The organism is Bacillota bacterium, from assembly GCA_030019365.1.
GTDB lineage: Bacteria > Bacillota > Sulfobacillia > JACIYH01 > JACIYH01 > JACIYH01.
Map to the genome: position 1 here is coordinate 118,556 of JASEFA010000004.1, position 25,444 is coordinate 143,999.

At 67.9% G+C, this 25,444-nt stretch carries 27 protein-coding genes and 4 tRNA genes; 21 read left to right on the forward strand and 10 right to left on the reverse strand.

Going from position 1 to position 25,444, the window contains the following annotated elements:
- Positions 1-82: 82 nt before the first annotated feature.
- Entirely contained in the window at positions 83-1,525 is a 1,443-nt protein-coding gene (locus tag QME70_08495; GenBank protein ID MDI6894632.1) for an amino acid permease, read from the reverse strand.
- A gap of 362 nt (positions 1,526-1,887) precedes the next feature.
- Here QME70_08495 and QME70_08500 point away from each other — a divergent pair, with 362 nt between their 5' ends.
- From QME70_08500 to QME70_08545, 10 genes are all read left to right on the forward strand, one after another.
- Positions 1,888-2,658 (forward strand): hypothetical protein, encoded by a 771-nt coding sequence (locus tag QME70_08500; protein ID MDI6894633.1) that lies wholly within the window; start codon positions 1,888-1,890, stop codon positions 2,656-2,658.
- The gene (locus QME70_08505; GenBank protein ID MDI6894634.1) at positions 2,655-3,635 is read left to right on the forward strand and encodes a Clp1/GlmU family protein; all 981 of its coding nucleotides are present in this window, start codon (positions 2,655-2,657) and stop codon (positions 3,633-3,635) included. The genes QME70_08500 and QME70_08505 overlap by 4 nt, the downstream gene beginning before the upstream one ends.
- Positions 3,636-3,679: 44 nt before the next feature.
- The gene (locus tag QME70_08510; GenBank protein ID MDI6894635.1) at positions 3,680-3,943 is read left to right on the forward strand and encodes a NifU family protein; all 264 of its coding nucleotides are present in this window, start codon (positions 3,680-3,682) and stop codon (positions 3,941-3,943) included.
- Between the two features lie 70 nt (positions 3,944-4,013).
- The gene (locus QME70_08515; protein MDI6894636.1) at positions 4,014-4,892 is read left to right on the forward strand and encodes a DMT family transporter; all 879 of its coding nucleotides are present in this window, start codon (positions 4,014-4,016) and stop codon (positions 4,890-4,892) included.
- Between the two features lie 6 nt (positions 4,893-4,898).
- The gene (gene pxpB / locus QME70_08520; GenBank protein ID MDI6894637.1) at positions 4,899-5,633 is read left to right on the forward strand and encodes a 5-oxoprolinase subunit PxpB; all 735 of its coding nucleotides are present in this window, start codon (positions 4,899-4,901) and stop codon (positions 5,631-5,633) included.
- Positions 5,630-6,655 carry a biotin-dependent carboxyltransferase family protein gene (locus QME70_08525; protein ID MDI6894638.1) on the forward strand — a complete coding sequence of 342 codons (1,026 nt, stop codon included), beginning with the start codon at positions 5,630-5,632 and terminating at the stop codon, positions 6,653-6,655. The genes pxpB and QME70_08525 overlap by 4 nt, the downstream gene beginning before the upstream one ends.
- Positions 6,656-6,675: 20 nt before the next feature.
- Positions 6,676-7,098 (forward strand): DNA-binding protein, encoded by a 423-nt coding sequence (locus QME70_08530; GenBank protein MDI6894639.1) that lies wholly within the window; start codon positions 6,676-6,678, stop codon positions 7,096-7,098.
- A gap of 110 nt (positions 7,099-7,208) precedes the next feature.
- Entirely contained in the window at positions 7,209-7,934 is a 726-nt protein-coding gene (locus QME70_08535; protein ID MDI6894640.1) for a SagB/ThcOx family dehydrogenase, read from the forward strand.
- A 67-nt stretch (positions 7,935-8,001) separates the two neighbouring features.
- The gene (locus tag QME70_08540; GenBank protein MDI6894641.1) at positions 8,002-8,247 is read left to right on the forward strand and encodes a hypothetical protein; all 246 of its coding nucleotides are present in this window, start codon (positions 8,002-8,004) and stop codon (positions 8,245-8,247) included.
- Positions 8,248-8,269: 22 nt separating this feature from the next.
- Positions 8,270-9,562 carry an MFS transporter gene (locus tag QME70_08545; protein ID MDI6894642.1) on the forward strand — a complete coding sequence of 431 codons (1,293 nt, stop codon included), beginning with the start codon at positions 8,270-8,272 and terminating at the stop codon, positions 9,560-9,562.
- On the opposite strand, the gene QME70_08550 is transcribed toward QME70_08545, so the two are convergent.
- Complete coding sequence (locus QME70_08550) at positions 9,559-10,455, reverse strand: peptidoglycan DD-metalloendopeptidase family protein (protein ID MDI6894643.1); 897 nt, start codon at positions 10,453-10,455, stop codon at positions 9,559-9,561. The genes QME70_08545 and QME70_08550 overlap by 4 nt on opposite strands.
- A 315-nt stretch (positions 10,456-10,770) precedes the next feature.
- Between QME70_08550 and QME70_08555 the strand changes: the two genes are divergently transcribed.
- On the forward strand, positions 10,771-12,369 hold the full coding sequence (locus tag QME70_08555; GenBank protein ID MDI6894644.1) for a DUF3794 domain-containing protein: 1,599 nt from the start codon (positions 10,771-10,773) through the stop codon (positions 12,367-12,369).
- Between the two features lie 127 nt (positions 12,370-12,496).
- Here the strand turns inward: QME70_08555 and QME70_08560 are convergent, their stop codons facing one another.
- The gene (locus tag QME70_08560; protein MDI6894645.1) at positions 12,497-12,829 is read right to left on the reverse strand and encodes a type III pantothenate kinase; all 333 of its coding nucleotides are present in this window, start codon (positions 12,827-12,829) and stop codon (positions 12,497-12,499) included.
- Between the two features lie 158 nt (positions 12,830-12,987).
- Here QME70_08560 and QME70_08565 point away from each other — a divergent pair, with 158 nt between their 5' ends.
- The 6 genes from QME70_08565 to QME70_08590 all read left to right on the forward strand — a co-directional run bounded on the left by QME70_08565 (position 12,988) and on the right by QME70_08590 (position 17,951).
- Positions 12,988-13,182, forward strand: coding sequence for a dihydropteroate synthase (locus QME70_08565; protein ID MDI6894646.1), 195 nt, complete (start codon positions 12,988-12,990; stop codon positions 13,180-13,182).
- Between the two features lie 77 nt (positions 13,183-13,259).
- Positions 13,260-14,129 carry a DUF2520 domain-containing protein gene (locus tag QME70_08570; GenBank protein ID MDI6894647.1) on the forward strand — a complete coding sequence of 290 codons (870 nt, stop codon included), beginning with the start codon at positions 13,260-13,262 and terminating at the stop codon, positions 14,127-14,129.
- 16 nt (positions 14,130-14,145) lie between these two features.
- Positions 14,146-14,976 carry a 3-methyl-2-oxobutanoate hydroxymethyltransferase gene (gene panB, locus QME70_08575; protein MDI6894648.1) on the forward strand — a complete coding sequence of 277 codons (831 nt, stop codon included), beginning with the start codon at positions 14,146-14,148 and terminating at the stop codon, positions 14,974-14,976.
- Positions 14,977-14,997: 21 nt separating this feature from the next.
- Positions 14,998-15,843: a pantoate--beta-alanine ligase gene (gene panC / locus QME70_08580; protein ID MDI6894649.1), complete on the forward strand. Its 846-nt coding sequence runs from the start codon at positions 14,998-15,000 to the stop codon at positions 15,841-15,843.
- 77 nt (positions 15,844-15,920) lie between these two features.
- Positions 15,921-16,913, forward strand: coding sequence for a P1 family peptidase (locus QME70_08585; GenBank protein MDI6894650.1), 993 nt, complete (start codon positions 15,921-15,923; stop codon positions 16,911-16,913).
- A gap of 357 nt (positions 16,914-17,270) precedes the next feature.
- Positions 17,271-17,951, forward strand: a complete 681-nt coding sequence (locus QME70_08590) for a CAP domain-containing protein (GenBank protein MDI6894651.1) — start codon at positions 17,271-17,273, stop codon at positions 17,949-17,951.
- Between the two features lie 126 nt (positions 17,952-18,077).
- Here the strand turns inward: QME70_08590 and QME70_08595 are convergent, their stop codons facing one another.
- From QME70_08595 to QME70_08620, 6 genes are all read right to left on the reverse strand, one after another.
- Positions 18,078-18,347, reverse strand: coding sequence for an alpha/beta-type small acid-soluble spore protein (locus QME70_08595; GenBank protein MDI6894652.1), 270 nt, complete (start codon positions 18,345-18,347; stop codon positions 18,078-18,080).
- A gap of 103 nt (positions 18,348-18,450) precedes the next feature.
- Positions 18,451-19,689 (reverse strand): divalent metal cation transporter, encoded by a 1,239-nt coding sequence (locus tag QME70_08600; protein ID MDI6894653.1) that lies wholly within the window; start codon positions 19,687-19,689, stop codon positions 18,451-18,453.
- 4 nt (positions 19,690-19,693) lie between these two features.
- Positions 19,694-20,965, reverse strand: a complete 1,272-nt coding sequence (locus tag QME70_08605) for a CBS domain-containing protein (protein ID MDI6894654.1) — start codon at positions 20,963-20,965, stop codon at positions 19,694-19,696.
- Between the two features lie 73 nt (positions 20,966-21,038).
- Positions 21,039-21,596, reverse strand: a complete 558-nt coding sequence (locus tag QME70_08610) for a GerMN domain-containing protein (GenBank protein ID MDI6894655.1) — start codon at positions 21,594-21,596, stop codon at positions 21,039-21,041.
- Positions 21,597-21,664: 68 nt separating this feature from the next.
- On the reverse strand, positions 21,665-23,146 hold the full coding sequence (locus QME70_08615; protein ID MDI6894656.1) for an ATP-binding protein: 1,482 nt from the start codon (positions 23,144-23,146) through the stop codon (positions 21,665-21,667).
- Positions 23,143-23,910, reverse strand: coding sequence for a response regulator transcription factor (locus QME70_08620; protein ID MDI6894657.1), 768 nt, complete (start codon positions 23,908-23,910; stop codon positions 23,143-23,145). The genes QME70_08615 and QME70_08620 overlap by 4 nt, the downstream gene beginning before the upstream one ends.
- Positions 23,911-24,105: 195 nt before the next feature.
- On the opposite strand from QME70_08620, the gene QME70_08625 reads away from it, so the two are divergent.
- The 3 genes from QME70_08625 (at position 24,106) to QME70_08635 (ending at position 24,387) form a co-directional block, all read left to right on the forward strand.
- Positions 24,106-24,180: transfer RNA gene (locus tag QME70_08625), tRNA-Val, on the forward strand.
- Between the two features lie 43 nt (positions 24,181-24,223).
- Positions 24,224-24,301: transfer RNA gene (locus QME70_08630), tRNA-Asp, on the forward strand.
- 10 nt (positions 24,302-24,311) lie between these two features.
- A tRNA-Phe gene (locus QME70_08635) sits at positions 24,312-24,387 on the forward strand.
- A 212-nt stretch (positions 24,388-24,599) separates the two neighbouring features.
- Here QME70_08635 and QME70_08640 read toward each other — a convergent pair.
- Positions 24,600-25,163, reverse strand: a complete 564-nt coding sequence (locus QME70_08640) for a DUF2284 domain-containing protein (GenBank protein ID MDI6894658.1) — start codon at positions 25,161-25,163, stop codon at positions 24,600-24,602.
- 203 nt (positions 25,164-25,366) lie between these two features.
- On the opposite strand from QME70_08640, the gene QME70_08645 reads away from it, so the two are divergent.
- Positions 25,367-25,441: transfer RNA gene (locus tag QME70_08645), tRNA-Gly, on the forward strand.
- Positions 25,442-25,444 lie beyond the last annotated feature (3 nt).

A 25,444-nucleotide genomic window follows, 5' to 3' on the forward strand; every position in this document is an offset into this window, starting at 1 on the left:
CACCGAACGGGATAGTGGCAGTGTGCGTGCAAAACACGATGTAGCTTGCTATATCGCTGGGGTCACCCTCGGGAAGAGACCCTCAATCTCGTCCGTCCACAGATCCAGGATCGCGGTCATGGGGCACGTGTCTGGAGGAGTCAGGCCCGGGTGCAGGCTCTGCGGCCGTCTCCATGGCCGGCGCCGGGCGGGGGACGGGATGTGCTGCGGGCACCGGCTGGCGGGCGAGCCTGCTGTTGTATACGGAATACGTGGAGTAGATGGTGAGGCCGGCGGCCAACCACACCCCGAAGCGCACCCAGGTGAGCACGGGGAGGTTGGCCATCAGGTAAAGGCAGAACATAGCGGCCAGGGCGGGGAACCAGGGCACCCAGGGTACCCGGAAGGGACGGGGCAGGTCGGGCCGCGTGCGGCGGAGGGCGATCACGCCGGCGGACACCAGCACGAAGGCGGCCAGGGTGCCGATATTGGCCAGTTCCGCCACCGTCCCGATGGGGAGTAGGGAGGCCATGAGGGCGACGGCACCGCCGGTGAGGAAAATGGAGACGGTGGGAGTACCCCGGCCACGTGCCACACGGGCGAAGAGGGGTGGCAGCAAGCCGTCGCCGGCCATGGCGAAGAAGATGCGGCTCTGGGCGAAGATGTTGACCACGAGCACGCTGGTGAGCCCGGCCAGGGCCCCCACCGAGACCGCCGCCGAGGCCCAGCGGTAGCCTGCCGCCGCGAGAGCGGTGGCCACCGGGGAAGCGGTGTCCAGGTGGGGGTAGGGGAGGATGCCGGTGAGGATGGCCGCCACCACCAGGTAGAGGGTGGTGGCGATTCCCAGGGAGGCCAGGATGCCGATGGGCAGGTCGCGGGCGGGCCGGCGCACTTCTTCGGCTGCGGTGGAAACGGCATCGAAGCCGATGTAGGCGAAGAACACGATGGCGGCCGCACGCACTATCCCGGCTACCCCGTATGGGGCAAAGGGTATCCAGTGTACCGGGTTCACCTTGCCCGCCCCGAGGGCGATGAAGAGGGCCAGGGCGACCAGCTTGGCGGCCACCACCACCAGGTTGAAGGTGGCGCTCTCCCGCGTGCCCAGCACCAGCAGGGCGGTGACGCCCATCACCACCAGGAGCGCGGGCAGGTGGAGCAGGCCCCCTTCCCAGGGACCCGCGGTGAGGGCGTGGGGGAGCGGCGCCCCCAGGTTGGCCAGCAGCGAGGTCAGGTAAGAGGCCCAGCCGATGGCCACGGCGCTGGCGGCGACCGTGTACTCCAGGATCAGGTCCCAGCCGATGATCCAGGCGGGGAGTTCCCCCAGGGCAGAGTAGGCGTAGGTGTAGGCGCTTCCCGCCACCGGCACCATGGAGGCCAGCTCCGCGTATACGAAGGCTGTGAGGGTGGCGGCCAGGCCCGATATGACGAAGGAGATCACCACCGCCGGGCCGGCAAAACGGGCGGCGGCTACCCCGGTGAGCACGAAAATGCCGGTCCCGATGATACCGCCCAGCCCCAGGAAGGTGAGATCCCAAGGCCCCAGCACCCGGCGCAGTCCCCTGTCGGGTGGCCTGGTTATGGGGCGGGTGCGGAACCAGGCGCGGAACCGGGTGCGCGCAATGTCTCCCCGCATGGCAACCCTAGTTTGCGCGCCCCGTCACGCTTTATGGCACCATCGAGGCTTCAATCGCGGCGCTTTCATCCCGCTGGTGAGCAGGAAAGGGGAGGCGGTGATGGCGAATTGCCGGGGAGGTTGGAGGGCTGGGATTGCTTTCCGACCCCACCCACGCCCGCATGGTGGCCGGATTTCTGGATCTGTGCGGCGAGGGTGCCCTGATCCTGGATGCGGCCTGTGGCACCGGCAAGTACTGAGAGATGGTAACACTCACTGATGGGAGGGAGGAGCGGGTGAAGGCTAAGGCGCTGGTGTGCCTGACGCCGTCGGAGTCGCGCCGGTTGATCGCCAAAGGGGTGGCGGCCCTGCCCGAGGTCAGGCACGCCCTGGCCCACGGCCGGGTGGTCATCGCCGTGGGCACCACCAACACCTATGTGGCGGAGGAGATCCTGGGCGAGCCCATGCCGCGGGGACCGTATGTAGCCGGCTTCGTGGGTCCGCAGGGACTGTGGGAGACGCCTCCCGAGATCCGCCTGCACCCCGTGGTGCTCATCCGGGGGGAGAAGGCGGACAGGCGCCCGCGTGAGGTGCTGGAGGAGTTCGAGGCGGGCGACGTTTTCATCAAGGGGGCCAATGCGGTGGACCCGGGCCGACTGGCCGGCATCTTCCTGGGCGGCGCCAGCGGGGGGACCATCGGCCTGGCCATCGGCTACCTGGCGGCCCGGGGTGCCCACCTGGTGGTGCCGGTGGGGCTGGAGAAGCTGGTGCCCTCGGTGGCGGAGGCGGCGGGGCGCATGGGTTCCTCGGCCGTGGAGATGGCCACGGGCGAGCCGGTGGGGCTGATGCCCCTGGTGGGAGCCCGGGTGGTCACGGAGATCGAGGCCCTGGCGGTGCTGGCGGGGGTGGGGGCCACTCACGTGGGGAGCGGCGGCGTGGGCGGTGCCGAGGGTACGGTGACCCTGCTCCTGGAAGGTGAGCGGGACCGGGTGGAGGCGGCCTTCTCCCTGGTGAAGTCGGTGAGAGGGGAGCCGCCCTTCCCGCTGCCGCCCGCGCGCGAGCGATGAGCTGGGCGCGGGAGTGGAGCCGGGCCTGTGCGCAGGTGGTGGCATCCCCCGGGGCAGTGCTCCTGGTGGGGGCACCCGATACGGGGAAGAGCACCCTGGCCACCTGGCTGGTCAACGCCTGCCTGCAGGCGGGACACCGGGTGGCGGTGGTGGACGCCGACGTGGGGCAGTCGGACGTGGGCCCGCCCGGTACGGTTGGGCTGGGCTATCCGGGGCAGCCCATCGAGCACCTGGATCAGGTGCCCGCTTCTGCCCTGGCCTTCGTAGGAGCCACTTCCCCGGCCCGGTCTCCCGCCCACCACGTGGTGGCCACGGCGTCCATGGTGGGGCGGGCGCGCCGGGAGGGCGCGGCGGTGGTGGTCGTGGATACCACCGGCACCGTCTCCGGGCGATTGGGGCATATGCTGAAGGAGCTCAAGATGGCGGCCATCTCCCCCGAGTGGGTGGTGGCCCTGGAACGGGAAGACGAGCTGGCCCCCATCCTGCGGGGATTGCGCGGCCGGACGCAACCGCGCCTGCTGCGGGTGCCGCCTTCCGGCCGGGCGCGCGAGCGGTGCCGGGAGGAGCGGCGGGCCAACCGGGAGCGGCTGCTGGGCTGCTACCTGCAGGATGCGGCGCCGCTGGACATCTCCCTGACGGAGTTGGGCGTGGTCAATTCCTTCTGGGAAAAGGACGTGCGTGAGGAGGTGCCGGAGCGGGAGTGGCAGAACCTGTGGGTCGGCTTGACGGACGATCGCGGCGAGGTGCTGGCCGCTGGCACCATCCTGGAGGCGTCGTACGCCGGGGATCGCCTGCGGGTGCTCACCCCATGGAAGGAGGCGCGGGCGGTGCGGGGGATCATCGTGGGGTCCATGCGGGTGACGTCCGACGGCCGCGAAGCAGGCAGCGTTGTATCAGGCGCGCGCGACGGCCGGCCTCGGGGGGGCGGGCCTGGGGACGGCGGCGGTCGGGATGGCGGCCCACGGGGTGGCGGTTGACGTCGTTTGCCAAAGGGGATATAAAGAGGCGAGGAGGTGCGCCTTTGCAGGACAGGGCAGCACAGGAAAAGGCTGAGCAGCAGGGGCCGGAGCAGGGCAGGGTGGAAGCCGTGCTGAATCGCGTGCGCCCCATGCTCCAGGCAGATGGCGGTGACGTGGAACTGGTCGGCATCGCGGGCGGAGTGGTCAAGGTGCGCCTCAAGGGGACCTGCGGCGGGTGCCCGTTCGCAGCCATGACCATCAAGAATGGGATCGAGGCCGCCCTCAAAGCGGAGATCCCGGAGGTGAAGGCGGTCCAGGCAGTGTAGCATCCCGGTGACCCGGGCCGTTCAGGGAGTGTAGTGCCCGGGTGATGAAGGGGGGAACACCCCGATCACGATGCACCCGTCACCGTACGCCGTCCTGGGTGCGGCGGTGGTTTCCGTTTCGTTTAGTTCCCTGTTCATCCGGCTCAGTTCAGCCCCCCCCCTGGCCATAGCGGCATATCGCATGGGCTTCACCACCCTCATCCTGGCCGCCCTCCTCGTGCGTTTCGACCGGGGTGCGCTGAGTCGCCTGAGCGGAAAAGAGCTGGCCTGGTGCTTCGCTTCCGGCTCCTTTCTGGCCCTTCACTTTGCCACCTGGATCACCTCGCTCTTTTACACCACGGTGGCCAGTTCCACGGTACTGGTGTCCCTGCAGCCCCTCTTCGTCATGGCGGGATCTCACTTTCTGTACCGCGAGAGGGTGCCGCCCCTGGGCCTGGCGGCTGCGGGCCTGGCCATCGCCGGGAGCGCCCTGATCGGGGGAGGAGACGTGCGGGCGGGGGGCGCCTCTCTGTGGGGTGACGTGCTGGCGTTCACGGGTGCCGCCATGGTGGCCGGGTACGTACTCATCGGGCGCCGCCTGCGCCAGAAGCTGAGCCTCCTCGGGTATACCGTCCCCGTGTACGGGGTTTGCAGCCTGCTCCTGTTCCTCATGTCCGCTTTGAACGGACAGCGCCTCACCGGCTTTCCCGGCAGGGACTGGCTGCTCTTTCTGGCCCTGGCCGTGGTGCCCACCATCGGCGGTCACACCCTGTACAACTACTGCCTCCGCTACCTGCCCGCCCACGTGGTGTCCGTCGCCAGCCTGGGCGAACCCGTGGGGGCGTCTCTGCTGGTGCTGGCCCTTCTGGGCGAGGTGCCGGCCGTCACCACGATGCTGGGGGGCGTACTGGTCCTGGGCGGCATCGCCTGGTTCCTTATCCTGACCGCCCCGCCGGTCCCCCGGAGGTGAGCACCCATGCCTGTTAAGCCTCGCTATCTTGTGGCCGGAGACAGCAGCCTGGTGGTGGAGCTGGGGGAGGGTATCGATCCCGCCGTCAACCGGCGCGTCCAGAGTCTGGCCCGGGTGATCAGGGAGCGGGGCCCCGCCGGCGTGGTGGAGGTGGTTCCCGCCTACCGTTCGCTGCTGGTCTACTATCGGCCCTGGGAGCTTCCTCTCCACGCCCTGCTGGGGTGGCTGGCCCGCCTGGAGGTGTGGGAAGTCGATCCGGGGCCGTCCCGCCTGGTGCGCATGCCGGTGGTATACGGGGAGGAGTTCGGCCCCGACCTGGAGGAGATCGCCCGCTTTGCCCGCATATCCCCCCAGGAAGTGGCGGCCATCCATGCCGGCCGGGATTATATGGTGTACTGCCTGGGGTTTGCCCCCGGCTTTCCCTTCCTGGGCAAGGTGGCTCCCGAGATCGCCATCCCCCGGCTGGCCACCCCCCGCACCCGGGTGCCGGCCGGGTCGGTGGGGATTGCCGGGGAGCAAACCGGCATCTATCCCTCGGAAAGCCCGGGGGGCTGGCGCCTGGTGGGGCGTACCCCCCTGCCTCTATTTGCTCCCCACCGCGACCCGCCCACCCTCCTCCAGCCCGGCGACCGCGTGCGCTTTTTGCCCATAACCGCCGAGGAGTTTCGGGATTGGCAGGAGCGGGCCCGGCGTGAGGGCGTGGAAACGGTGTGGCCGGAAGTGGTGGGGGAGAGGGGATGAAGGCACCGTTGATCAGGGTCATGGAGGGGGGACTGCTCACCACCGTGCAGGACCTGGGGCGTCCCGGCTACCAGGCGCTGGGGGTTTCCCCGGCGGGCGCGGTGGACGAGTACGCCTTGCGCATGGCCAACTGGGCGGTGGGCAACCCTGCCGGTGCGGCAGCGCTGGAGATAACCCTCATCGGTCCCCGGCTCTCGTTCACCGCGGAGACGCTCATTGCCATCGCGGGCGCGGACCTGGGCCCCGTCGTCGACGGCGAGCCGATCCCCATGTGGACGGCCGTCCCCGTGCGAGCGGGGAGCGTGCTGGCCTTTACCGGGGGCGACTGCGGCTGCCGGGCTTACCTGGCGGTGGCGGGAGGCATCGATGTTCCCCCCGCGCTGGGCTCCCGGTCCACAGACCTGCTGGGACGGTTCGGAGGGCTGGAAGGGAGGGTGCTGCGGGCGGGGGACGAGCTCCCGGTGGGCGAGCCCGGGAGCGCGGGTCCCCGTCCCGTCCCCCCGGAGCTGGTGCCCGTGTATCCGGAGCACCTGCTTGCCCGGGTGGTGCTGGGTCCCCAGGAGGATCACTTCACTTCTGAGGGCGTGCGCGTCTTCCTGGGGTCGTCTTACCAGGTGACTCCCCGATCGGACCGGGTGGGACTGCGCCTGGAGGGCCCCGTCATCAGGCACCGGGGGAGGGCGGACGTGGTTTCCGACGGGATGCCGGCGGGGGCGGTGCAGGTGCCCCAGGACGGGCGCCCCCTGGTGGTGCTGGCCAACCGCCAGACGGTGGGCGGCTACCCCAAGATCGCCACCGTGGTCTCCACCGATGTCTGGCGCCTGGGGCAGCTGCGGCCGGGCAACCGGGTATCATTCCACGCCGTGGCGCCCGAGGAGGCCCACCGCCTGGCCATCCGTTTCTGGCAGCTCTGGGACGAGGAGCAGCTGGCGCAAAGAGTGCGGGGCCACACCACCAGGTGGTCCCTCACCATCTCGGGTGTGCGGTATTCCCTCTCCCTGGAGGAATCCCAGGAGGAATAATAGGGAGGTCGATGGGGTTGATGGTGCGCGAGTTCGGGCCTGGTCGCTGCCTGATGGGGCGCCTGGCTCCCGGGGACGACGTCCTGGTGGCGCTGGAATCCCTGGTCAGGGAGCGGAACATAAGGTCGGGGCAGGTTCATTTCCTCGGCGCCCTCCGGCGGGGGGCCCTGGGGTATTACGATCAGAATGCGCGCCAGTACCGGACCATTGCTCTCGACCGGCACCTGGAAATCGCGGCGGGGGCGGGAAATATATCCCTCCGCGACGGCCAGCCCATGGTGCACGCCCACGTGGTGCTCTCCGACGAGGAGGGTCGGTGCTGGGGAGGTCACCTGGTACCGGGCAACGTGGTGTTCGCCTGCGAGTTCACCATCCTGGTGCTGGAGGGCGAACCCTGGTCCCGTCACCCGGACGACTTCACCGGCCTTACCCTCTGGGGCTGAAAGCGGGGGGTTCGTCTGCCGGCGAGAAGTGCCCGGTGGTGGTGCGGACCATCAAGGGCAGCCCGGATGGGGCCGGAGCGGACCAACCCAAGAGGATGGAGGTAGATGGCATGGAGACGGGGACACCGGCAGGATGGCAGATGCAGCAGGTATCCAGCTACCACCGGGGGCAAAGCTTCCCGGGGCGGAGGGGTGAGAGGCCGGCGCCATTCCGGGAGTTTCCGGACCGCCTGGCTCTGGTGGAGCTTCCTGCCCCCGCCGCCACCGGGGGACCGGGTATCTGGCAGGTGATGGCGACCCGGCGCACCGGACGATCCTACCGGCCGGACGCCATGACCCCGGGCGAGGTTTCCCAGCTGGTGTGGGCGGCCCAGGGCATTACGGGCAAAGACATGCGCCTGCGTGCGGTCCCCTCGGCGGGGGCCCTGCACCCCTTCGAACTGTTCCTGGTGGTGAACCGGGTGAGCGGCCTGGAACCGGGCCTCTACCACTACCACGTACCAACCGGGTCACTGGAGCTGCTCCGGCGCGGGGAGCTGGGGACGGCCCTGGCGCGGGCCGCCCTCGACCAGGACATGATGGCCCGGGCCGCCCTCAACGTGGCCCTGGCCGCGGTGGTGGCCCGCGCCACCTGGCGTTACCACGAGCGGGCCTGGCGGTACATGTATCTGGACGCCGGCCACATCGTGCAGAACCTGGCCCTGGCCTCCACCGCCCTGGGGCTGGGCCTTTGCCCCATCGGCGCCTACTACGACGACGAAGTGGACCGGCTGTTCGGCCTGGACGGCGAGCGGGAAACCGTCATGTACATGGCTTCCATCGGGCGGCTGCCCTGAACCCCTCCCTCCGGGGCGGGGTTCGTTGGGCGGCGGGCGGGATATACTGGTCGGGGAGGTGATGCCCGTGGGCAGGACTCCCCGGCCTCCCCGCTGGGAAGGCGAGGACAAGGCGGGCGACCTGGGGCAGGATCCCGAGTTGCAGGCGGAAGTCTATGAGGAGCAGGCCTCGCGGCAGCCCCAGTTGATTCCTTTCCTGTTTGCCTGGACCCAGCCCGACGAGATCAAGGATCGGTCGGATTACCTTGCCCGGCTTGTGCGCCGCCGGGCAAAGCCAGGAGGAATCCGGCCCGGCGAAGAGAATCCCCGCTAGTGTGAGCAGGGTTATCGCTCGCTTGCGGCAGAGACTGCAGCTCCTTTGGCTGGCGGACCAGATCCCGGATGGCGTCATCCGGCAGAATGCCCACAACAGCCTGGCGGATGGGGCCTTTTTTGCGGCGGCGCAGGGCCTCACCAATCCTTTCCTGGGCCCCTTTGTCATTGCCCTGGGTGGGTCGGACGTCCACGTGGGACTGGTGACCGCCGCGCCCGCCCTGGGCGGGCTGGTGGGCCAGCTGCCTGCGGTGTGGCTCACCGAGCGGTCTCCGGCCCGCATGCCCGTGGTGCTGGCCTACACCCTGGCCCACCGCCTGTTCTTTCTGTTCTTTGCCGCTCTGCCTTTCCTGGAGGGGATGCCGCGGGCCTGGCTGCTGGTGATCGGCCTGGGGCTGGCCATGGTCCCCGCCACCGTGACCAACACCGCCTGGACCACCCTCATGGGCGATCTGTTCCCCGGGCGGCTGCGGGCCCAGATATTTGCCGACCGCAACGTCTGGGTGGCTCTGGCCACCCTGGCCGGTAGCGCTATGGCCGGTCCCCTCCTGGACGCCCTCCCGCCACGGTGGAACTGGTGGGCCCTTTTCCTGCTGGCCTTCGGGTGCCTGATGGGTTCTTACGTCTTCCTGGCCCGGTTGCGGGAAGGTGCGCCCGCGGGCCCGGTCCGTGACGCGGCAGCGGGGCGCGCTCGGGCGGGCCCGCGGGGGTACGCGGACATCCTGCGCAACCGGGAGTTCCTGTCCTTCCTGGTCCCGGTGGCAGTGTTTTACGGCGGCATGATGCTGGCCGCGCCCATGTATCCCATCATCTATGTGCGCAAGCTGCACCTGGCCAACAGCTGGATTGCCTCTTTCTCGCTCCTGTCGGGGATCTGCTCCGTTGCCACTTACCGGTACTGGGGGCGGGCGTGCGTGCGGTGGGGAAGCCGGTACGTCTTCGCCCTGGCGGCTGCCGCCCACGTCACCTTCCCCATGGGGTACGCCCTGGCGGGGTCCCCCTATGTCCTGCTCTTCTGGTCGGCAGTGGGTGGCATATTCGGGGCCGCCTTCAACCTGGCCCTTTTCAACCTGCTCCTGGATGTTTCTGCGGGCGAGGGGCGCCCTCGCTATGTGGGGGCATACAACCTGGCCATCAACGGGACCACCCTGCTCTTTCCCATGCTGGGGGTGGCCGCATACATGGCCTGGGGCCTGTATGTGGCCATGGGGATTTCCACTGCGGGCAGGTTGCTGGGGACCGCCCTGCTGGCTCGCGGGGCGCGCCCCGCCCGTACGGCGATTCCGGGCCGGGGGGCCGGCGTTCCCCTCGCCTAGCGGGGGAAGGACGTGAGCCACGGCCGCAGCCCCACCAGGGACATGGGGTCCACCGGGGTGAACCCCACCGTGGCAGACCAGTGCAGGTGAGGACCGGTGGAAAACCCGGTGCTGCCCACCCAGCCCACCACCTGGCCCCGGGAGACCTGATCGCCCGCTTTCACCGCCATCCGGCTCAGGTGGGAGTAGGAAGAGAAGAGAAAGAGCCCGTGGTCCACGATTACCGTGTTACCGGCAGCATGCAGGCCGCCGGCGAAAACCACCTGACCGCTGTTGATGGCCCCCACCGGGGTGCCCGCGGGAGCCGCCAGGTCTACCCCGGAGTGCCTGCCCACCTCCCGCCCGTTGATGTAGCGGACCTGCCCGTACGCCGTGCTGACGGGCGCATCCAGGGGCATCTCGAACTCCCCTTCCCACAGGGGTAGGGGGGCGGAGCTGCTCTTGGCCTTCCTCACCTTCTCCTGGTCTTCCCTCAGCTTCTCGGCCGAACGTACCTCCAGTTGGGACGGGGTGGCGTGGATGCGGGACGCCGGGAACTGGCGGGCCCGCAGCTTCACCGTGCCCGTCACCCGCTCGGGGGCCCCCGGACCCTCCAGCCATGCTGCCACAGGAGCCTCGCCCGCAGCCTGGGTCACGGGCACCGCCAGGAGGGCTGCCAGGCGGTTGCCCACGGGGAACATGGGCTGCTTCCGTCCGAACGCTTCCAGGGTGGCGCGGGGGAGCGGGCCCCCCAAGACCCACAGGGTGGCCAGACCTGCCTCGCCCGGAGCCAGGTCCCCCGGCTCCACCACCAGCACGAACTGAGGGGAGGCGGGCGGAGGCGAGAAGGGGAGGGGCCGGGTGCAGCCCGCGCCCGCCAGGCAGATCACCGCCAGCGGGCACAGGATCAGCACCGCCGGCAAGACCCGTCTTCCCAGAAGACCTGCTCTGCCCCTGGTGCCGCGAGGCAACCTTGACTCCCCCCACCGTCGCCGCCGCACCCGGGTGGGCGCCGCCGCCCCACCGGGTGCGCGCCGCCGCCACCGCACCGGGCCGGGGGCGTCGCCACCCGGCCGGGTTCACGCCTTAATATGTTGGCGCCCGTTATGGTGAATACCTTCGCCCCGGTCGTGGCACTTCTCACCACCGGAGCGGCCTCCGGCATATATTATGGTAGCCCAGGGGTATCTGTGGCCTGAGAGATTTCCCGGAGGAAAGGAGGTTCAGAAGTGAGCCAGATAAGGCAGCAGCTCATCGTTACCCGGGAGCCGCTTCGCCTGGAAGAGGTGGTGGCGGAGGGGTCCACCCAGCAGAACGTGCTGGGCACCATCGTGGTCCCGCCTCAGAAGCCCAATGTGACCCAGGTCATCGACAGCATGGGCCAGGTGACCATAACCAAGGTGACCACGGTCCCCAATAAGGTGCTGGTGGAGGGGATCCTGTCCGTCAAGGCGATCTACGAGGCGGCCGTACCGGCCCAGACGGTGCATGTGGTGCACGGTGACATCGCCTTCACCGCCTTCGTGGAGTTGCCCGGTGTGGAACCCGACATGGTCGCCCAGGTGACGGCGGACATCGAGCACCTGGCGGTGGATGTGGGGGCCGACGGGCGGACCCTGGAGGTGGTGGCCATCCTGCGCCTGACCGCCCGGGTGGTGCGCACCGTGGAGCTGGAGGTGGTTACCGAGGTCACCGGGGTGGAGGGCCTGCAGGTGCAGCGGGAAGCCATCCGCACCGAAGTCACGGTGGGGGAGGGCGAACGGCAGGCGGTGGTGCAGAGCACCATCCCCGTGCCGCCTCAGAAGCCCTCCGTAGCCCAGGTGATCGACTTCCTGGCCGCGGCCCGCATCACCGAGGTGCGCCCGCTGCCCAACAAGGTGATCATCGAGGGTGAAATCGACATCAAGATCATCTACGAGGCGGCGGTACCCACCCAGACAGTGCACGTCCTGCACGCAAGCATCCCGTTCCACCAGTTTGTGGAGGTACCCGGTGCCCAGCCCGGCATGATGGTGGTGGCGAACGTCAGCATCGAGCACGCCACCTTCGACGTGGGGCCGGAGGGCCGGAGCATCGTGGCCCGCATCATCCTCATGGTGCGTGCCCGGGTCACCCGCACCCAGACCATCAACGTGGTGGTGAGCGTGACCGGCGTGCCGGGGCTGCAGGTGGAGTTCGCCACCATCAGGGTGGTGGAGGCGCGCGGGCAGGGTACCACCCAGTCCATCGTGCGCGAGGTCATCGACATCCCCGAGACCAAGCCCGATGCGGTGCAGATCCTGGACATCCGCACCGTAGCCCGCACCCGCCGGATCATCGTGGTGCCGCGCAAGGTGATCATCGAGGGTACCCTGCAGGAGAAGATCATGTACGAGGGGCGCACCTACGACCAGGCGGTGCACGTGGTCGAACACACGACCGACTTCAGCGACTTCGTGGTGATTCCGGAGGCGGCGCCCGGCATGAGGGCCGAGGCCACCTTCCGGGTGGAGTTCGCCACCGGCGACGTGGGCACGGGCGACCCCATCTCGGTGCAGAAGGTCATCGTGATCACCGCCGTCGTCCTGGAGACCAGGGAGATCCGGGTGGTCACCAACGTGACTCTGGCGCCCGCGCCGGCGGAGTGTGTGGGAACCGTCACGGGCTCGGGGGTCAACGTGCGGGCCGGCCCGGGCACCCAGTATGCCATCCTCACTCAACTGGAGATGGGTACCCAGGTCGCCGTGCTGGGCGTGCAGGAAGGCTGGGCTCGGGTAAGGCTGGCCGACGGTCGGGAAGGGTTTATCTCCACCCAGTTCGTGGAGGCACCCTGCATTCCCAGGGGGTGACCTCGAGCGTCCGGCAGCCTGGGGGCGGCCAGAGGCCGCCCCTTCCGTTTTCGCGCGTGCGCGCCGTTGCGCTCGCAGAGCCGCCGCCCGCCTGCGCCGTACAGGGCGTGGGCGGCCACCCCGTTGGCTAGGCGGTCCGGTCCCACTTCGCCCGGGGTTTGGTAGTCCACCTCCATCCCCGTGGGCGCGTGGCTGTCCAGGACCAGAGGTGCGCGGCCCACCCAGCGGCCTCGGCGGTCACCAGGGCTCCCGTGAGGGTGGGAACCACCGACGCCACCACGGCGTCGGTGCATCCCTCCGGAGGCAACTGCCCGGCACCGGTTGCCCGCTCGAGGAGAAGGCGGAATTCGTCGGTGGTCTGGTGCCGGCCGGTGGTGGTGCGCCAGTGAAAGAGAAGCTCGTGCTGCCGGTAGACCCCCCACACGATATGGATGTTCCCCATGTCCACAGTCAGCAGCACGGGTGACCCCCCGTTGACCCGGCGCCTGGCCAGCTCGTACAGTAGCACGTCGGTCGGCGGGGGTGCAAGATGGCCGCAGGGCAGGGTAGGAGGAATGCACGCGCTGCGGCACGAAACCACGGAGAAGGCCCTGGCTGCGGTCGAGGAAATGAGGGAGGATGGAGGCGGAGGGACCGGATATCCCGGACGTGGGCGGGGAGTCGACCCGTCCGGGGGCGGTTGCGGTCACCGAGGAGGAGGCGAGGCGGGTCTTTCCGGTGCTGGAGCACCTGGTGCGGGAGGTAAAGACACCGCTTTCCATCGATACCTGCAAGGCGTCCATCGGTGAGAGGGCCCTGGAGATGGAGGTTTAGATCGTCAACGACGTGTGGGGGTTGAAGGCCGACCCCGATATGGCCCGGGTGGTTGCCGGGAGGAGGAGGGGCCCCAGGTGGAGTTAAGCGTCGGCATTATCGGGGCGGGCACCGTAGGGACCGCGGTGGCCACCATCCTGAAGGCCAAGGGGTACCCGATGGCCGGGGTGGTGAATAGAAGCCGGGAAAAAGCGGAGCGGTTGGCTTCCTTGATCAACGCTCCGGTTTTTGATAGAGCTGCCGATCTGGCCCGCCGCGCGGAGGTCGTCTTCATTACCACCAACGACGGAGCTATCGCCCTGGTGGCGGAAGAAATAGCTAAAGAAGGCGGTTTTCGCCCGGGGCAAGCCGTGATTCACACGAGCGGCGCCTTAAGCAGCGAGGCGCTGCGGCCGGCGGCGGAAAAGGGGGCGTTGACCCTTTCGGTGCATCCGCTACAGTCGTTTGCCACCAGCGAACAGGCAGTAAAAGTCCTCCCCGGGTCGATCTTCAGTATCGAGGGGGATGCGGCGGGTTTGCCTTTGGCGCAGAAAATAGTTGAGGATTTGGGCGGCCGGTGTTTCCCCATCCGGCAGGAGTCGAAGCCGCTTTACCACGCCGGGGCCTGCGTGGCTTCCAACTATCTGGTAACACTGATCAGCAAGGCGGTAGACCTTTTGGCCTTGAGCGGGATTCCCCAAGAGATGTGCCTGCCGGCGCTGCTGCCGCTGTTGGAGGGGACGCTACACAACATCAAGCAAGTCGGTATTCCTCAGGCGTTAACGGGGCCAATAGCCCGCGGCGATATATCAACGATTGGCAAGCATTTAGCGCACATAGGGGAGGTGGATGCCGAGTTAGCCTCGTTTTATCGCATCCTGGGCATGAGCACGGTGGCGGTGGCGGTGAAGAAGGGCGGTATTTCCGAGGAGAAAGCGGAGGATCTGCGGCGGATTTTGCAACCATAGGAGGAGGTGAAGTCCTTTGGCACGAGCGACAACAGTCTCTTTAAAGGAAAAGAAGCGGAATGGCCAGAAAATCACCATGCTTACGGCTTACGACTATCCGACCGCCCGGGCCATGGACGAAATAGGGATCGATATAATCCTGGTCGGAGATTCCCTGGGGATGGTGGTACTGGGATACGAGAATACCGTGTTCGTGACCATGGAAGAGATGCTGCACCATACCAGGCCAGTGGTTCGGGGCGCCAAAAACACCATGGTGGTAGCAGACATGCCCTTCCTTACGTATCACTTTTCCGTAGAAGACGCTCTGCGTAACGCGGGACGGTTCATCCAGGAGGCGGGAGCTCAGGCGGTCAAGCTGGAAGGGGGCAAGGAGAGGGTGCCAGTGGTTAAGGCGATGGTTGACGCTGGGATCCCGGTGCTAGGGCACATCGGACTTACGCCCCAATCGATTCATCAGCTAGGGGGCCACCGGGTGCAAGGCAAGGACCTGGAGACGGCGAAGAAGCTGATCTCCGACGCGAAGGCGCTTGAGGAGGCGGGGTGTTTCGCCATCGTGCTCGAGTGCGTTCCCGCTCCGCTGGCGGAGAGGATTACCAAGGAGCTAAGCATTCCCACCATCGGCATCGGCGCCGGGGCGGGATGCGACGGGCAGGTGCTGGTTAGCCACGACCTGCTGGGATTGTTCGCGGGCCACGCGGCCAAGTTCGTGCGGCAGTATGCTCAGATCGGACAGATCATGCGCGAGGCCTTCAAAGCTTATAAGGAAGATGTGGAAGCCGGGAGATTTCCCGCTGCCGAACATTGTTACGGGCTTAGCGATGATGTTTTGAGCAAGCTCTCTTAATCTACCCAAGGTGGCAAAAGGGTGGAAATTATCAAGGATATTCAAACCATGAGGGAGTTTGTCCGGCAGCAGCGGCAGGCGGGCAAACGGATAGGGTTCGTGCCCACCATGGGATACCTGCACGACGGACACCTGAGTTTGGTGCGCGTCGCCCAGGAGGCTGCCGATACCGTAGTGATGAGCATATTCGTTAACCCCCTGCAGTTCGGGGTGGGAGAGGATTACGGTGAGTACCCCCGCGACCTGACCCGGGACGCCCGGCTAGCCGAGGAGGCGGGAGTAGCGGCTGTTTTCGCTCCTTCCGTGGCGGAGATGTACCCGGCGGGCTATGCCACTTTCGTGGAGGTGGAGAAACTCACCGAGGGTTTGTGCGGCGCCTCCCGGCCTGGACATTTTCGGGGGGTGACCACCGTGGTAACCAAGCTGCTTAATATCGTGCAGCCCGACGTGGCGGTTTTTGGGCAAAAAGACGCGCAGCAGGCGGCGGTCATCCAGCGCATGGTACGGGATCTAAATATGCCGGTCCAGATCATCGTGGCACCCATCGTGCGAGAGGCCGACGGGTTGGCTATGAGCTCCCGCAACGTGTATCTCAATGAGGAGCAGCGGCGGGCGAGTCTCGTGCTGTTCAAGTCGTTGCAGATGGCCCAGGAGCGGATCGCGGCCGGGGACCGGAACGCAGCCAGCCTGAGACAGGCGATGGTGGAGTTTGTTGAAGCGGAGCCCTTGGCTGAAATCGATTACGTGGAGATTGTCAACGCGGAGAGCTTACAACCGGTGGAGGACATTGCTGGACGGGTGCTGATCGCCCTGGCGGTGAGGTTCGGGAGTACCCGCCTCATCGATAACGCGGTGGTGGAGGTGTAATCGCTTCGTGTTCCGCGCTGCTGGGGGGGCCTACACCTGGGTTCTCCGGCCCCCGTGGTGACGGGGAGGTGAGGGACCTGAACCTGGCCGGCAACATATGCGATGTGCCCGGGCTCATGGTCGGGCATGCCCACGACCTGGTGGCGCTGACGGGATGTACGGTGGTGCTCTACCCGCCCGGTGCGGTGGCCGGTGTGGACGTGCGCGGCTCGGCTCCCGGGACCCGCGAGACGGACCTCCTGTCCCCCATCAACCTGGTGGACCGGGTGCACGCCGTACTGCTGGGGGGAGGGAGTGCCTTCGGGCTGGACGCGGCGGCGGGGGTGATGCGCTGGCTGGAGGAGAGAGGATACGGCTTCGACGCGGGGGTGGCCCGGGTGCCCATCGTGCCGGGGGCCGTCCTCTTCGACCTCACCATCGGAGATCCCCGGGTGAGGCCGGATGCGGAGATGGGATACCGGGCGTGCGAGAACGCCCGGCCGGGCCCCGGCCCCGTCCCGGAGGGAAACGTGGGGGCGGGGGCGGGCGCCACGGTGGGCAAGCTGCTCGGTCCCTGGCAGGCCACCAAGAGCGGCATCGGGTCCGCCAGCCTGCGCGTGGGGCGGAACGTGGTGGTAGGGGCCATCGTGGCCGTGAATGCCCTCGGCGACGTGCTGGACCCGGAGACCGGGCAGATCCTGGCGGGCACCAGGAGTCCCGAGGGAGGCTGGGCCGGCACCGCGCGTCTCCTCCTGGAGCAGGCGGACGGGCGGTCGCCCGGATTCTCCCCCAATACCACCGTCGGAGTGGTGGCCACCAACGCCGCCCTGGATAAGGCGCAGGCCACCAAGGTTGCCCAGATGGCCCACGACGGGTTGGCCCGGTGCATATCCCCCGTGCACACCATGCTGGACGGCGACACCATCTTTGCCCTTTCCTGCGGCGACGGGTCTGTCCGGGGCGACCTCAGCGCCATCGGTACCGCGGCCGCCCGCGCGGTGGCGGAAGCGGTGCGGCGGGCGGTGCTCATGGCGGAGGCCGCGGGGGGCCTGCCCGCCAGCCCCTTCGCCCGCCGGGGGAGCGGCGGTTGACGGGGCGAGAGCCTTTCGCAGAAAGACGGGAATGCTGTGGACGTCTCGAAGGCCACCGCGCAGGTGGTATCGCGCAATCTGGGCTATCTCCCCCGGCGGAACCCGGCCCCCGAAGCCTGATCTGGTTCCCGGCAGTCCCATGTGCCGGCCCCCGCCGGATTGAGGAGCTTGGGAGATTGCTCCAACTCCGGCTCTCTGCTTCCTTCCGAGCGAGACACTGGCTGAGGAGGAGAAACCTTCCCCACAACCCGGCACACCGCCGTTCCTCACCTCCTGCCGGGTTATGGCGGGCTTGCATCTTTTCATCCAGCGCAGGTAACATCTATGTACCAATCCGCCGGAAGGGAGATGTAATTCATGGACTCGCCCAGCCCGAAGGGAACCAGGCTCGCGGCCATGCTGCTCCTGGCGGCCTTTCTCGTGGTGTCCTGCGCCTGGCCGGTGGCGGCCGGTCCTTTCTTCTCCGCCGGGACGCCGGGAAGCTACTCGCCCGCCTCGTGGGCCGACGTATCAAGGCACGTTACATACAGCGGCCGGGGCATCCTGATCCTGCGGCCGCTGCCCCGGCCCGCCCCGCAGCCAGCGCCGTCGCCCGCCCCCGCCCCGTCCCCGCTGCAGCCCGCTCCTGCGCCGTCGCCGGGCGCCGGGGGAGTCCTGACTGCGGACGAGCAGCGCATGGTCGACCTCATCAATATGGAGCGGAGCCGGGTGGGGCTGCCTGCCCTGCAGGTGAACCCCGTCCTGGTGAAGCTGGCCCGGCTTAAGTCCGAAGACATGGTGGCGAAGGGATACTTCGGCCACATGTCCCCCACGTACGGGTCGCCCTTTGCCATGATGGACCGGGCCGGGGTGAAATACCGTTATGCGGGTGAAAACCTGGCCGGGGCTCCCACGGTGGAGATGGCTCACCGGGCCCTCATGAACAGCCCTGGTCACCGGGCCAACATCCTGAGCCCGCATTTCACCCACGTGGGAATCGGTATTGCCCGGGGTGGACCATACGGGTACATGTACACTCAGATGTTCACCGGGCAGTAAGGATCAATATCGGGACGGCCCCCGCACCGCGCGGGGGCCGTCGTCCCCTGTCACCCCGCTGTTAACCTCGCAGTCGGGCGCATGTTTCCCGATCGGCGGGGCGCACTTCGCTTGGGCCGGGCGACCTCAGGGTCGTGCCTCACCGCGACCGGGCCCGCGGGCCCACGCCGGTGGAGCCTGGGTTCCCCCCTGGGCGAGGGTTTGCTCGGCCATCTGGATCATGCTGCGCACCATCTGGCCACCCACGGCGCCGCACTGGCGGGCGGGAATGTCACCCCAGTAGTCGTCAGCCGGGGGGTTCACGCCGATCTGCGACGCCACCTGGTACTTGAAGCTATCCAGGGCTCTTTGCGCCTCGCGCACCAGGGCGCGGTTGGTTTTCTGGCCACGTGCCATGGGCTCACCTCCACCACTAGGTTGTGGAGGGGGTGAATCCCTCATACGAGCACGGCGCTCGTGCAGCGTGGAAATCGCTGCATCGCGGGCGGATATGGCTGCATCAGGGCAGGATGATGGTCGAGAGCAGCAGGACCACCGTGAGCGCGATCAGCAAGCCGGCCGCCGCCCAGGAAACGGTGTTGCTCAGGCGGCTGTTGGCGTGCCGGCCCATAAGGCGGCGGTCCGAAGCCAGCTTCAGCATCAGGATGAGGATGAGGGGTAGAAGGATGCCGTTGACGGTCTGGGCCAGGAGCATGGTGTGCACCAGGTTGATCCCCGGCACCAGCACGGTGGCAGCGCCCAGGATGAGGAGGGCGGTGTACAGGCCGATGAACACGGGCGCCTGGGAGAAGCGCCGTCCCACCGTCGATTCCCAGCCGAATCCCTCGGCCACGGCATGGGCCGTGGAAAGGGGAACCACCGAGGCGCCCATGGCGGAAGCGTTGAGCAATCCCACGGCGAAGAGGAGGGCGGCGTACCTGCCCGCCACGGGTGCCAGGGCGGCGGCGGCTTCCGCGGCCGTCTCGATCATGATGCCGCGCGGGTAGAGCAGCACCGCGCAGCTCACGATGATGAAAAACGATACCGTGTCGGTCATCACCGCCCCCAGGTAGGTGTCCAGACGGGCATATCCCACCTGGCCCGCGGTCAACCCCTTGTCGGAAACCAGAGCCTGCTGATAGAAGGGCATCCAGGGGGTGATGGTGGTACCGATAGTGGCGATGAGCAGGGTGAGGAAGCCGGGCTCGGGGTACAGGCGGGGGACCACCAGGGCGTGCATGACCGTGCCCCAGTGGGGCCGGGCGAGGAGGCCCGAGATGACGTAGGTCAGGTACACCAGGGACAGGAGCAGGAACACTCTCTCAATGGCCCGGTACGAGCCCCGCGACACCAGCAACCATACCAGAAAAGCTACGGCCGGCACTGAGAGGTACCGGCTTACCCCCAGGATCTCCGAGGCCGCGGCTACCCCGGCGAAGTTGGATACGGTGACAGCGAAGTTTCCCGCGAAGAGCAGGGAGAGGGCCAGCACGCTGGTGCGCAGGCCGAACTTCTCCCGCACCAGGGTGGCCAGGCCCTTGCCGGTAACGGCGCCCATGCGGGCGGATGTCTCCTGGACCATGGCCAGCAGTATGGTGACGGGGATGAGGAGCCACAGGAGGTCCGTACCGTAGCGGGCTCCCGCCACCGAGTAGGTGGTGAGGCCGCCGGCGTCGTTGTCCACGTTGCCGGTGATGATGCCGGGACCCATAACGGCGAGGAAGAGAAGGATTCTGCGCCACATGCTGCGTCCACGCACCCCGTCACCTCCTTGTAAAGATCTGCCTCTGCCAACCGCCTCGCTCCAGGGCGACATCCATGACGTCGTCGATGGTGATGATCCCCTTCAGGCGGTTCTGGTCGTCGACCACGGGAAGGGCCAGGAAATCGTACCGGGCCATGACATCCACCACCGTCTCCTGGTCGGCGTCCAGGGGAACGCTGATCACCTGCGGGGTCATGATGTCCACCAGGCGCCGCTCGGGCGCGACCACGATGAGGTCCCTCAGGGAGAGCACTCCCGCCAGATGTCCTTCCGGGTCGACCACGTAGAGGTAGTATATGGTTTCCGCGTCCGGAGCCAGGCGCCGGAGGAGGGCGATGGTGTCTTCCGCCGTCAGGTTCTGGTCGAGGGCGATGTACTCGGTGGTCATGAGGCCGCCCGCGGTGGTTTCCGGGTAGTGGAGCAGCTCGTCCACGTCCCGGCGCTCTTCTTCTTCCATTGATTCCAGGTAGGTACGGGCGCTTTCCGCCGGCAGGTCTCCCAGCAGGTCGGCGGCGTCGTCGGGAGACATCTCCTCCAGGATGTCGGAGGCGCGCTCCGCGCCCAGCACTTCCAGCAGGGCCTTGCGGGTGCCGGGGTCGTCCACCTCGGCCAGCGCTTCGGCGGCGGCGGCCGTGTCCATGGCCTGAAACAGGGCCGCCACCCGCTCCCGATCCAGCTCGTCGATGATGTCGGCCAGGTCGGCGGGCCGCAGCCGCCGCAGCTTCTCCCAGGGCACGGCGAGCTTGAGGGGATCGCCCGGGCGCCCCAGGGGCTCGATCAGGCTCCAGGGCAGGATGCGGGGACGACGCCACGCCCGCACCACGACGGCGGCGGCCCGCGCCAGCCCCGGTCCACCCAGGCGACGCAGGAACCCGGCGGGGCTGATGTCCACCCCCATGATGCGGAAGGTGCCCTCCGCCCAGCGCAGCTGGATGTCGTTGCCCCGGATGACCTTGCGCCCCCGCAGGTCGATCACCTGCTGGTCCATCACGTCCTCGCCCAGCAGTATGTACTCGGGCTTCTCCCGGTACATCCGCATGGACCTGGCCGGCCGGGGTACCGTCAGCTGGCGTGGCGCGTAGAGCAGCTCCCCCTGGGCGATCCAGAAGGATCCCCCTTCTTTGCCCCGCACCAGGTAGCCGCGCACCAGGCCCGACTCGTCGCCCTGCAGGGCCACCAGGTCGCGCAGGCGGCCCAGCACCTGGCCCTCGGGCGCCCGGACGGGCTGGCCCAGCAGCTCGCTCAGGAAAAGGAGGCTGCCCGGCTCCACGTGCCGCCCCCCCAGCTTCGCATGGTTCCGCAGGGAGCCTAGCACCGCCGGGCAGCCCTGTCAAGCCAGATCTCTACTTCCCGATCAGGTCCTGCCATCGCTCGACCGGCCGGGTGAGGTCGAGGTGGCCCAGGGTTTCCAGGCGCTCTCCCTCCACCAGGAACACCACCGCCCTCACCCCTTCCAGCTCGGTGAGGGAGTTGACGATGGAGAATACCGTCATCATCTCACCGGCGCTGCCGCCCCAGTGTTTGGTCTGGAACTCCTTGTTGAAGTTGACGTAGGCCACACCCTTTTCCACCTTGACCGATGAGACCAGCCGCGCCTCTCTTGGGATGGTGATGCCGAGCCCCGGGGTGGTGGGGCCCTTGATCAGCTCCTGGATCACCAGGTCGGGCAGGGGAGCGTTACCCCGGGGAACCTCGCGCACTTCCGGCACCACGTACTGGGCCTGGGAGTCGGCGAAATACAGGGTTAGCTTCACCATCTGATCGGGCGGCGGAGAGGGGTTCACCTTGGGCGTCTCTCCCGCCCCTCCCGCCCGGGCCCCGGTGAGGGTGCACCCGGAGACGAAGACAGGCGAAGCCACCAGCGCCAGGACCAGCATCGCGCCTGCAATCTTCCGCAGCATGTGCTCACCTCCGGAAGGAAGCGTACCAGCGAGCCTTTTCGGGCAGACGGCGAATTGTTGCCGGCCTGTTAACCCTTTGCTACAAATTGGAGGACGTCTGGCCCGGTGCCGTTCCGGGATAGCCCCGGCCCGCTGGTGGCCGGCCCGAGCGGTATGATCACCGTGAAGGTGGTGCCGCGGCCCGGCGTGCTTCTCACGGTGATCTCGCCCCCGTGCAGTCTCACCAGGCGGTCGGCGATGGCCAGGCCCAGGCCGCTGCCACCGGTGCGGCGGGCGCGGGCGGGGTCGACGCGGTAGAAGCGCTGGAAGATGAAGGGCAGCCGATCCGGCGGGATGCCTTCGCCGGTGTCCGCCACTTCCAGGACGGCCCGGTCTCCCGTGCGGGCCACCCGCACGGTCACCGTTCCACCGGGGGGAGTGTGTTTCACGGCGTTTTCCAGGAGGTTGCCGAGCACGCGATAGATGGCCTCCTCGTCCACCGGTGCTTCCGCGCGTGCTGCGGCGACCTCCAGGCGCAGGTCGAGCTCCTTCTGCCGGGCGAGGGGGGCCACCATGTCGAGGGCATCGCGGGCCAGGGAGGCCAGGTCTGCGGCGGCCGGATGCACGTGTTCGCCGCTTTCCAGGCGATGGTCCAGGCGGGCCAGCTCCAGCAGGTCTTCCGTCAGCTGTTGCATGCGATCGACCTGGCCCAGGATCTCTGCCGCCACCTCGCGGCAGGTTTGCGGAGGGACGTCTTCCCCCTGGGCCAGGGGTTCGGCCAGGGCGCGCAGGGCTGCCAGGGGGGTGCGCAGCTCGTGGGAGGCATCGGCCACGAATCCTCTCCGGGTTTGATCCAGGCGCTGCAGGTCATCCGCCATGCGGTCCAAGGCATGCCCCAACCGGGCGATCTCGTCCTTTCCCCGCAGGCCGGCCCGATGACTCCAGTGACCCCGGGCCAGCTCGCCCGCCGCCCGGTGCAGGGTGCCCAGGGGGTGCGTGATCAGCCGGGCGAGGAGGAAGCTGGCCGCCGCCCCCAGGAGGAGTGCGGCGGCGGTGATGAGGCCGAGGTGGGCGGCGAAGCTGCGCAGCCTGGCGTACACCGGTGCCAGGGAAGCGGAGAGGAAGGCAGCCCCCGCCGGCGGGCGGCCGGCGGAAGTGGCCACCGGCACCGCCGTGTACATCACCCAGCCCAGGTCGGAGAAGTGATGCACGGCCGCCATCTGCTTCCCCTGCAGGGCCTCCCGGACTTCGGCCCCCGGCAGGGGTTTCCCTTCCAGGGCGGGGTCGCCGTACGAATCCACCACCACGGTGCCCGCGTTGTCCAGGTAGAGCAGGCGTCCTCCCGCCTGGGCGCCGAATTCCCGGGCCAGGTAGCGCAGGTAGGGATCGTGCCCTGCCAGATAGGAACCGGCGGTGCTGGCGGCGATGTTGGCGTGCGTGAGGTAGTACACCCGTCGCTCTTGCAGGTAGGCCGACTCCAGGGTGATCAGGGTGAAGATGTCCAGGATGGCGAGCACCAGGGCCAGCAATCCCACCTGGCTGGCCAGGATGCGTCCCCTTATGCTCCTCAAGGGCCCCGCCCCCCGACGGGCCCTGGCTCACCCTGTGTACCGTCCTGTCTACCGTCCTGTGTACCGTCCTGTGTTGCGGGGCGGTAGCAGAAGTAGTAGCCTTTCCCCCAGCTGGTGTGGAGGTAGGCGGGGCGCGACTGATCGGGCTCGATCTTCTCCCGGATGCGCCGCACGTGCACGTCGACGGCGCGCTGACCCCCGTAGAAATCATAGCCCCAGACCGCCTGCAGGATCTGCTCCCGGCTGAATACCTGCTCCGGATGAGATGCCAGATGGGCGAGGATGTCGAACTCCTTGGGCGTGAGGGGAACGGGCTTTCCCGCCAGCGTCACCAGGCGGCGGGGGATGGAGATCTCCAGATCGCCGGCGCGGATGGCGTCGCGCCTGTCTTCCTTCTCGCGGGCCACCCGGCGTAGGATGGCTCTCATGCGGGCGATCAGCTCTCTGGTGTTGAAAGGCTTCACCACGTAGTCATCGGCACCCAGCTCCAGTCCCACGATGACGTCGACGTCGTCGGTGCGCGCCGTGAGCATGATGATGGGAACGCTGGACTGCTGCCGGATCTGACGGCACACCTCGAAGCCGTCCATGCCCGGCAGCATCACATCCAGGATCACCAGATCGGGGGCTTGCTCCCGGGCCATGCTCAGCCCGGTGGGGCCGTCGGAGGCCGCGTTCACCCGGTAGCCGGCCTGCTTCAGGCTGAGGGACAGGCCCTTGACCAGCGCCTCTTCATCTTCAACCAGAAGGACCAGTTCGTTCACACGTACAGGTTAACACGGCCCGCCTGGCCCCGCAACCGCCCGCCCCGTCGCTCCCACGGGCGGTCCGCGGCAGGTTGTGCTATCATGGGAAAGTGCCCAGCCGTGGCTGTTCATCGCCGTCACCGATGCCGTAGGTGGCGGGCTGCTGTTCAAGACAGGGGCTTCGTGGTACAATAGGTGATGGAGTTTCGTGGCGGGCGGTTAGCTCAGCGGAAGAGCACGCGCCTTACAAGCGCGGGGCCACAGGTTCGATCCCTGTACCGCCCACCACTGCTTGCAAATCGGGCGAATTTCGATTATCATGATGTGGCGCGGAGGCGTGGTGTAGCTGGTTTAACACACCTGCCTGTCACGCAGGAGATCGCGGGTTCGAATCCCGTCGCTTCCGCCATCTCTTTTGTGGCGCGGTAGCTCAGCTGGTAGAGCAACGGACTGAAAATCCGTGGGTCGCCGGTTCAACTCCGGCCTGCGCCACCAGAAAAGCCAACAGCGCCGGATAGCATGAAATACCTGGTGGTCCTCGAAAAAGCCAGGGGCAAGAACCTGGAAGCGCTGGCCGAGGAAGGTTTGCCAGCCCCAGAACCTGCCGCCCGCGCAGAGTATGTGGCCGTGTGCTGAGCGCAGGGCAAGGTTTCGCCCGGAGCTTTGCGCTCAGTCCCGCAATCATGCAACCCGAGATGTAACCGGGTTTACAGCAGGACGATGCCCGTCCACCGGACGGAGTCGCGGACGGGGAATGCGAGTTCCATGCCTGCCCGGTGTGCTGTGCGCACCAGGTCGATGCCCAGGGCCTCCGCGGCCGGGCGCGGCTGGAACGGTTGCGGGCACATGTTGCCGCTCTTCTGCCCCACGCAGGTGGGACACAGGCGGCAGTGGCCTCCGGCCAGCCCGCAGGCGAGGGGAAATCCCAGTTCCAGGGCCCGAGCCTCCAGGGATGCCACCAGTCGGTAAAGCTCGCGGGCGAACTCGTCTGCCTGACGCATGCGGTCTTCCCGGTTGCCGTTCAACTCCCCGGAAACGACTACCAGGACTGCGGCGCGGTATCGGCGCAGCGACCGCGCGAACTCTTCGGGAGATGGGACTGCGGGCGGGCACACCAGGTTGTGACCGTAGTGCGGGCAAAGGGGAACCTGGCACTTGAGGCGCACGCGCGGATCCACCGCCACCTGGCGCGCCGGGATGACGGCGGCTGCGGCGGCCCCGCGGCCCATGGCCAGGCTGACCAGCTCAGAGGCGGCTTTCCAGGCGTGCACGGCTTCTCACCGTAGTTTCCCTTTCGGCAGCGCCTCCTGCCGGCCCTGCCGGTCCGTGACGCCGTGGTGGGGGCTGCGCTGGGCGACGCCGCGGGGGCGCCGCCGCGCGGGCGACGCCGGCGCGGCAGCTTGACGGAAGCCGGTCGCGGATATAAAATGATAGGCGCGCATCCTTCGCGCATGCTTGACAATGAGGTTTGCGAGCGGAAGTAGCTCAGCGGTAGAGCATCGCCTTGCCAAGGCGGGGGCCGCGGGTTCAAATCCCGTCTTCCGCTCCAGGT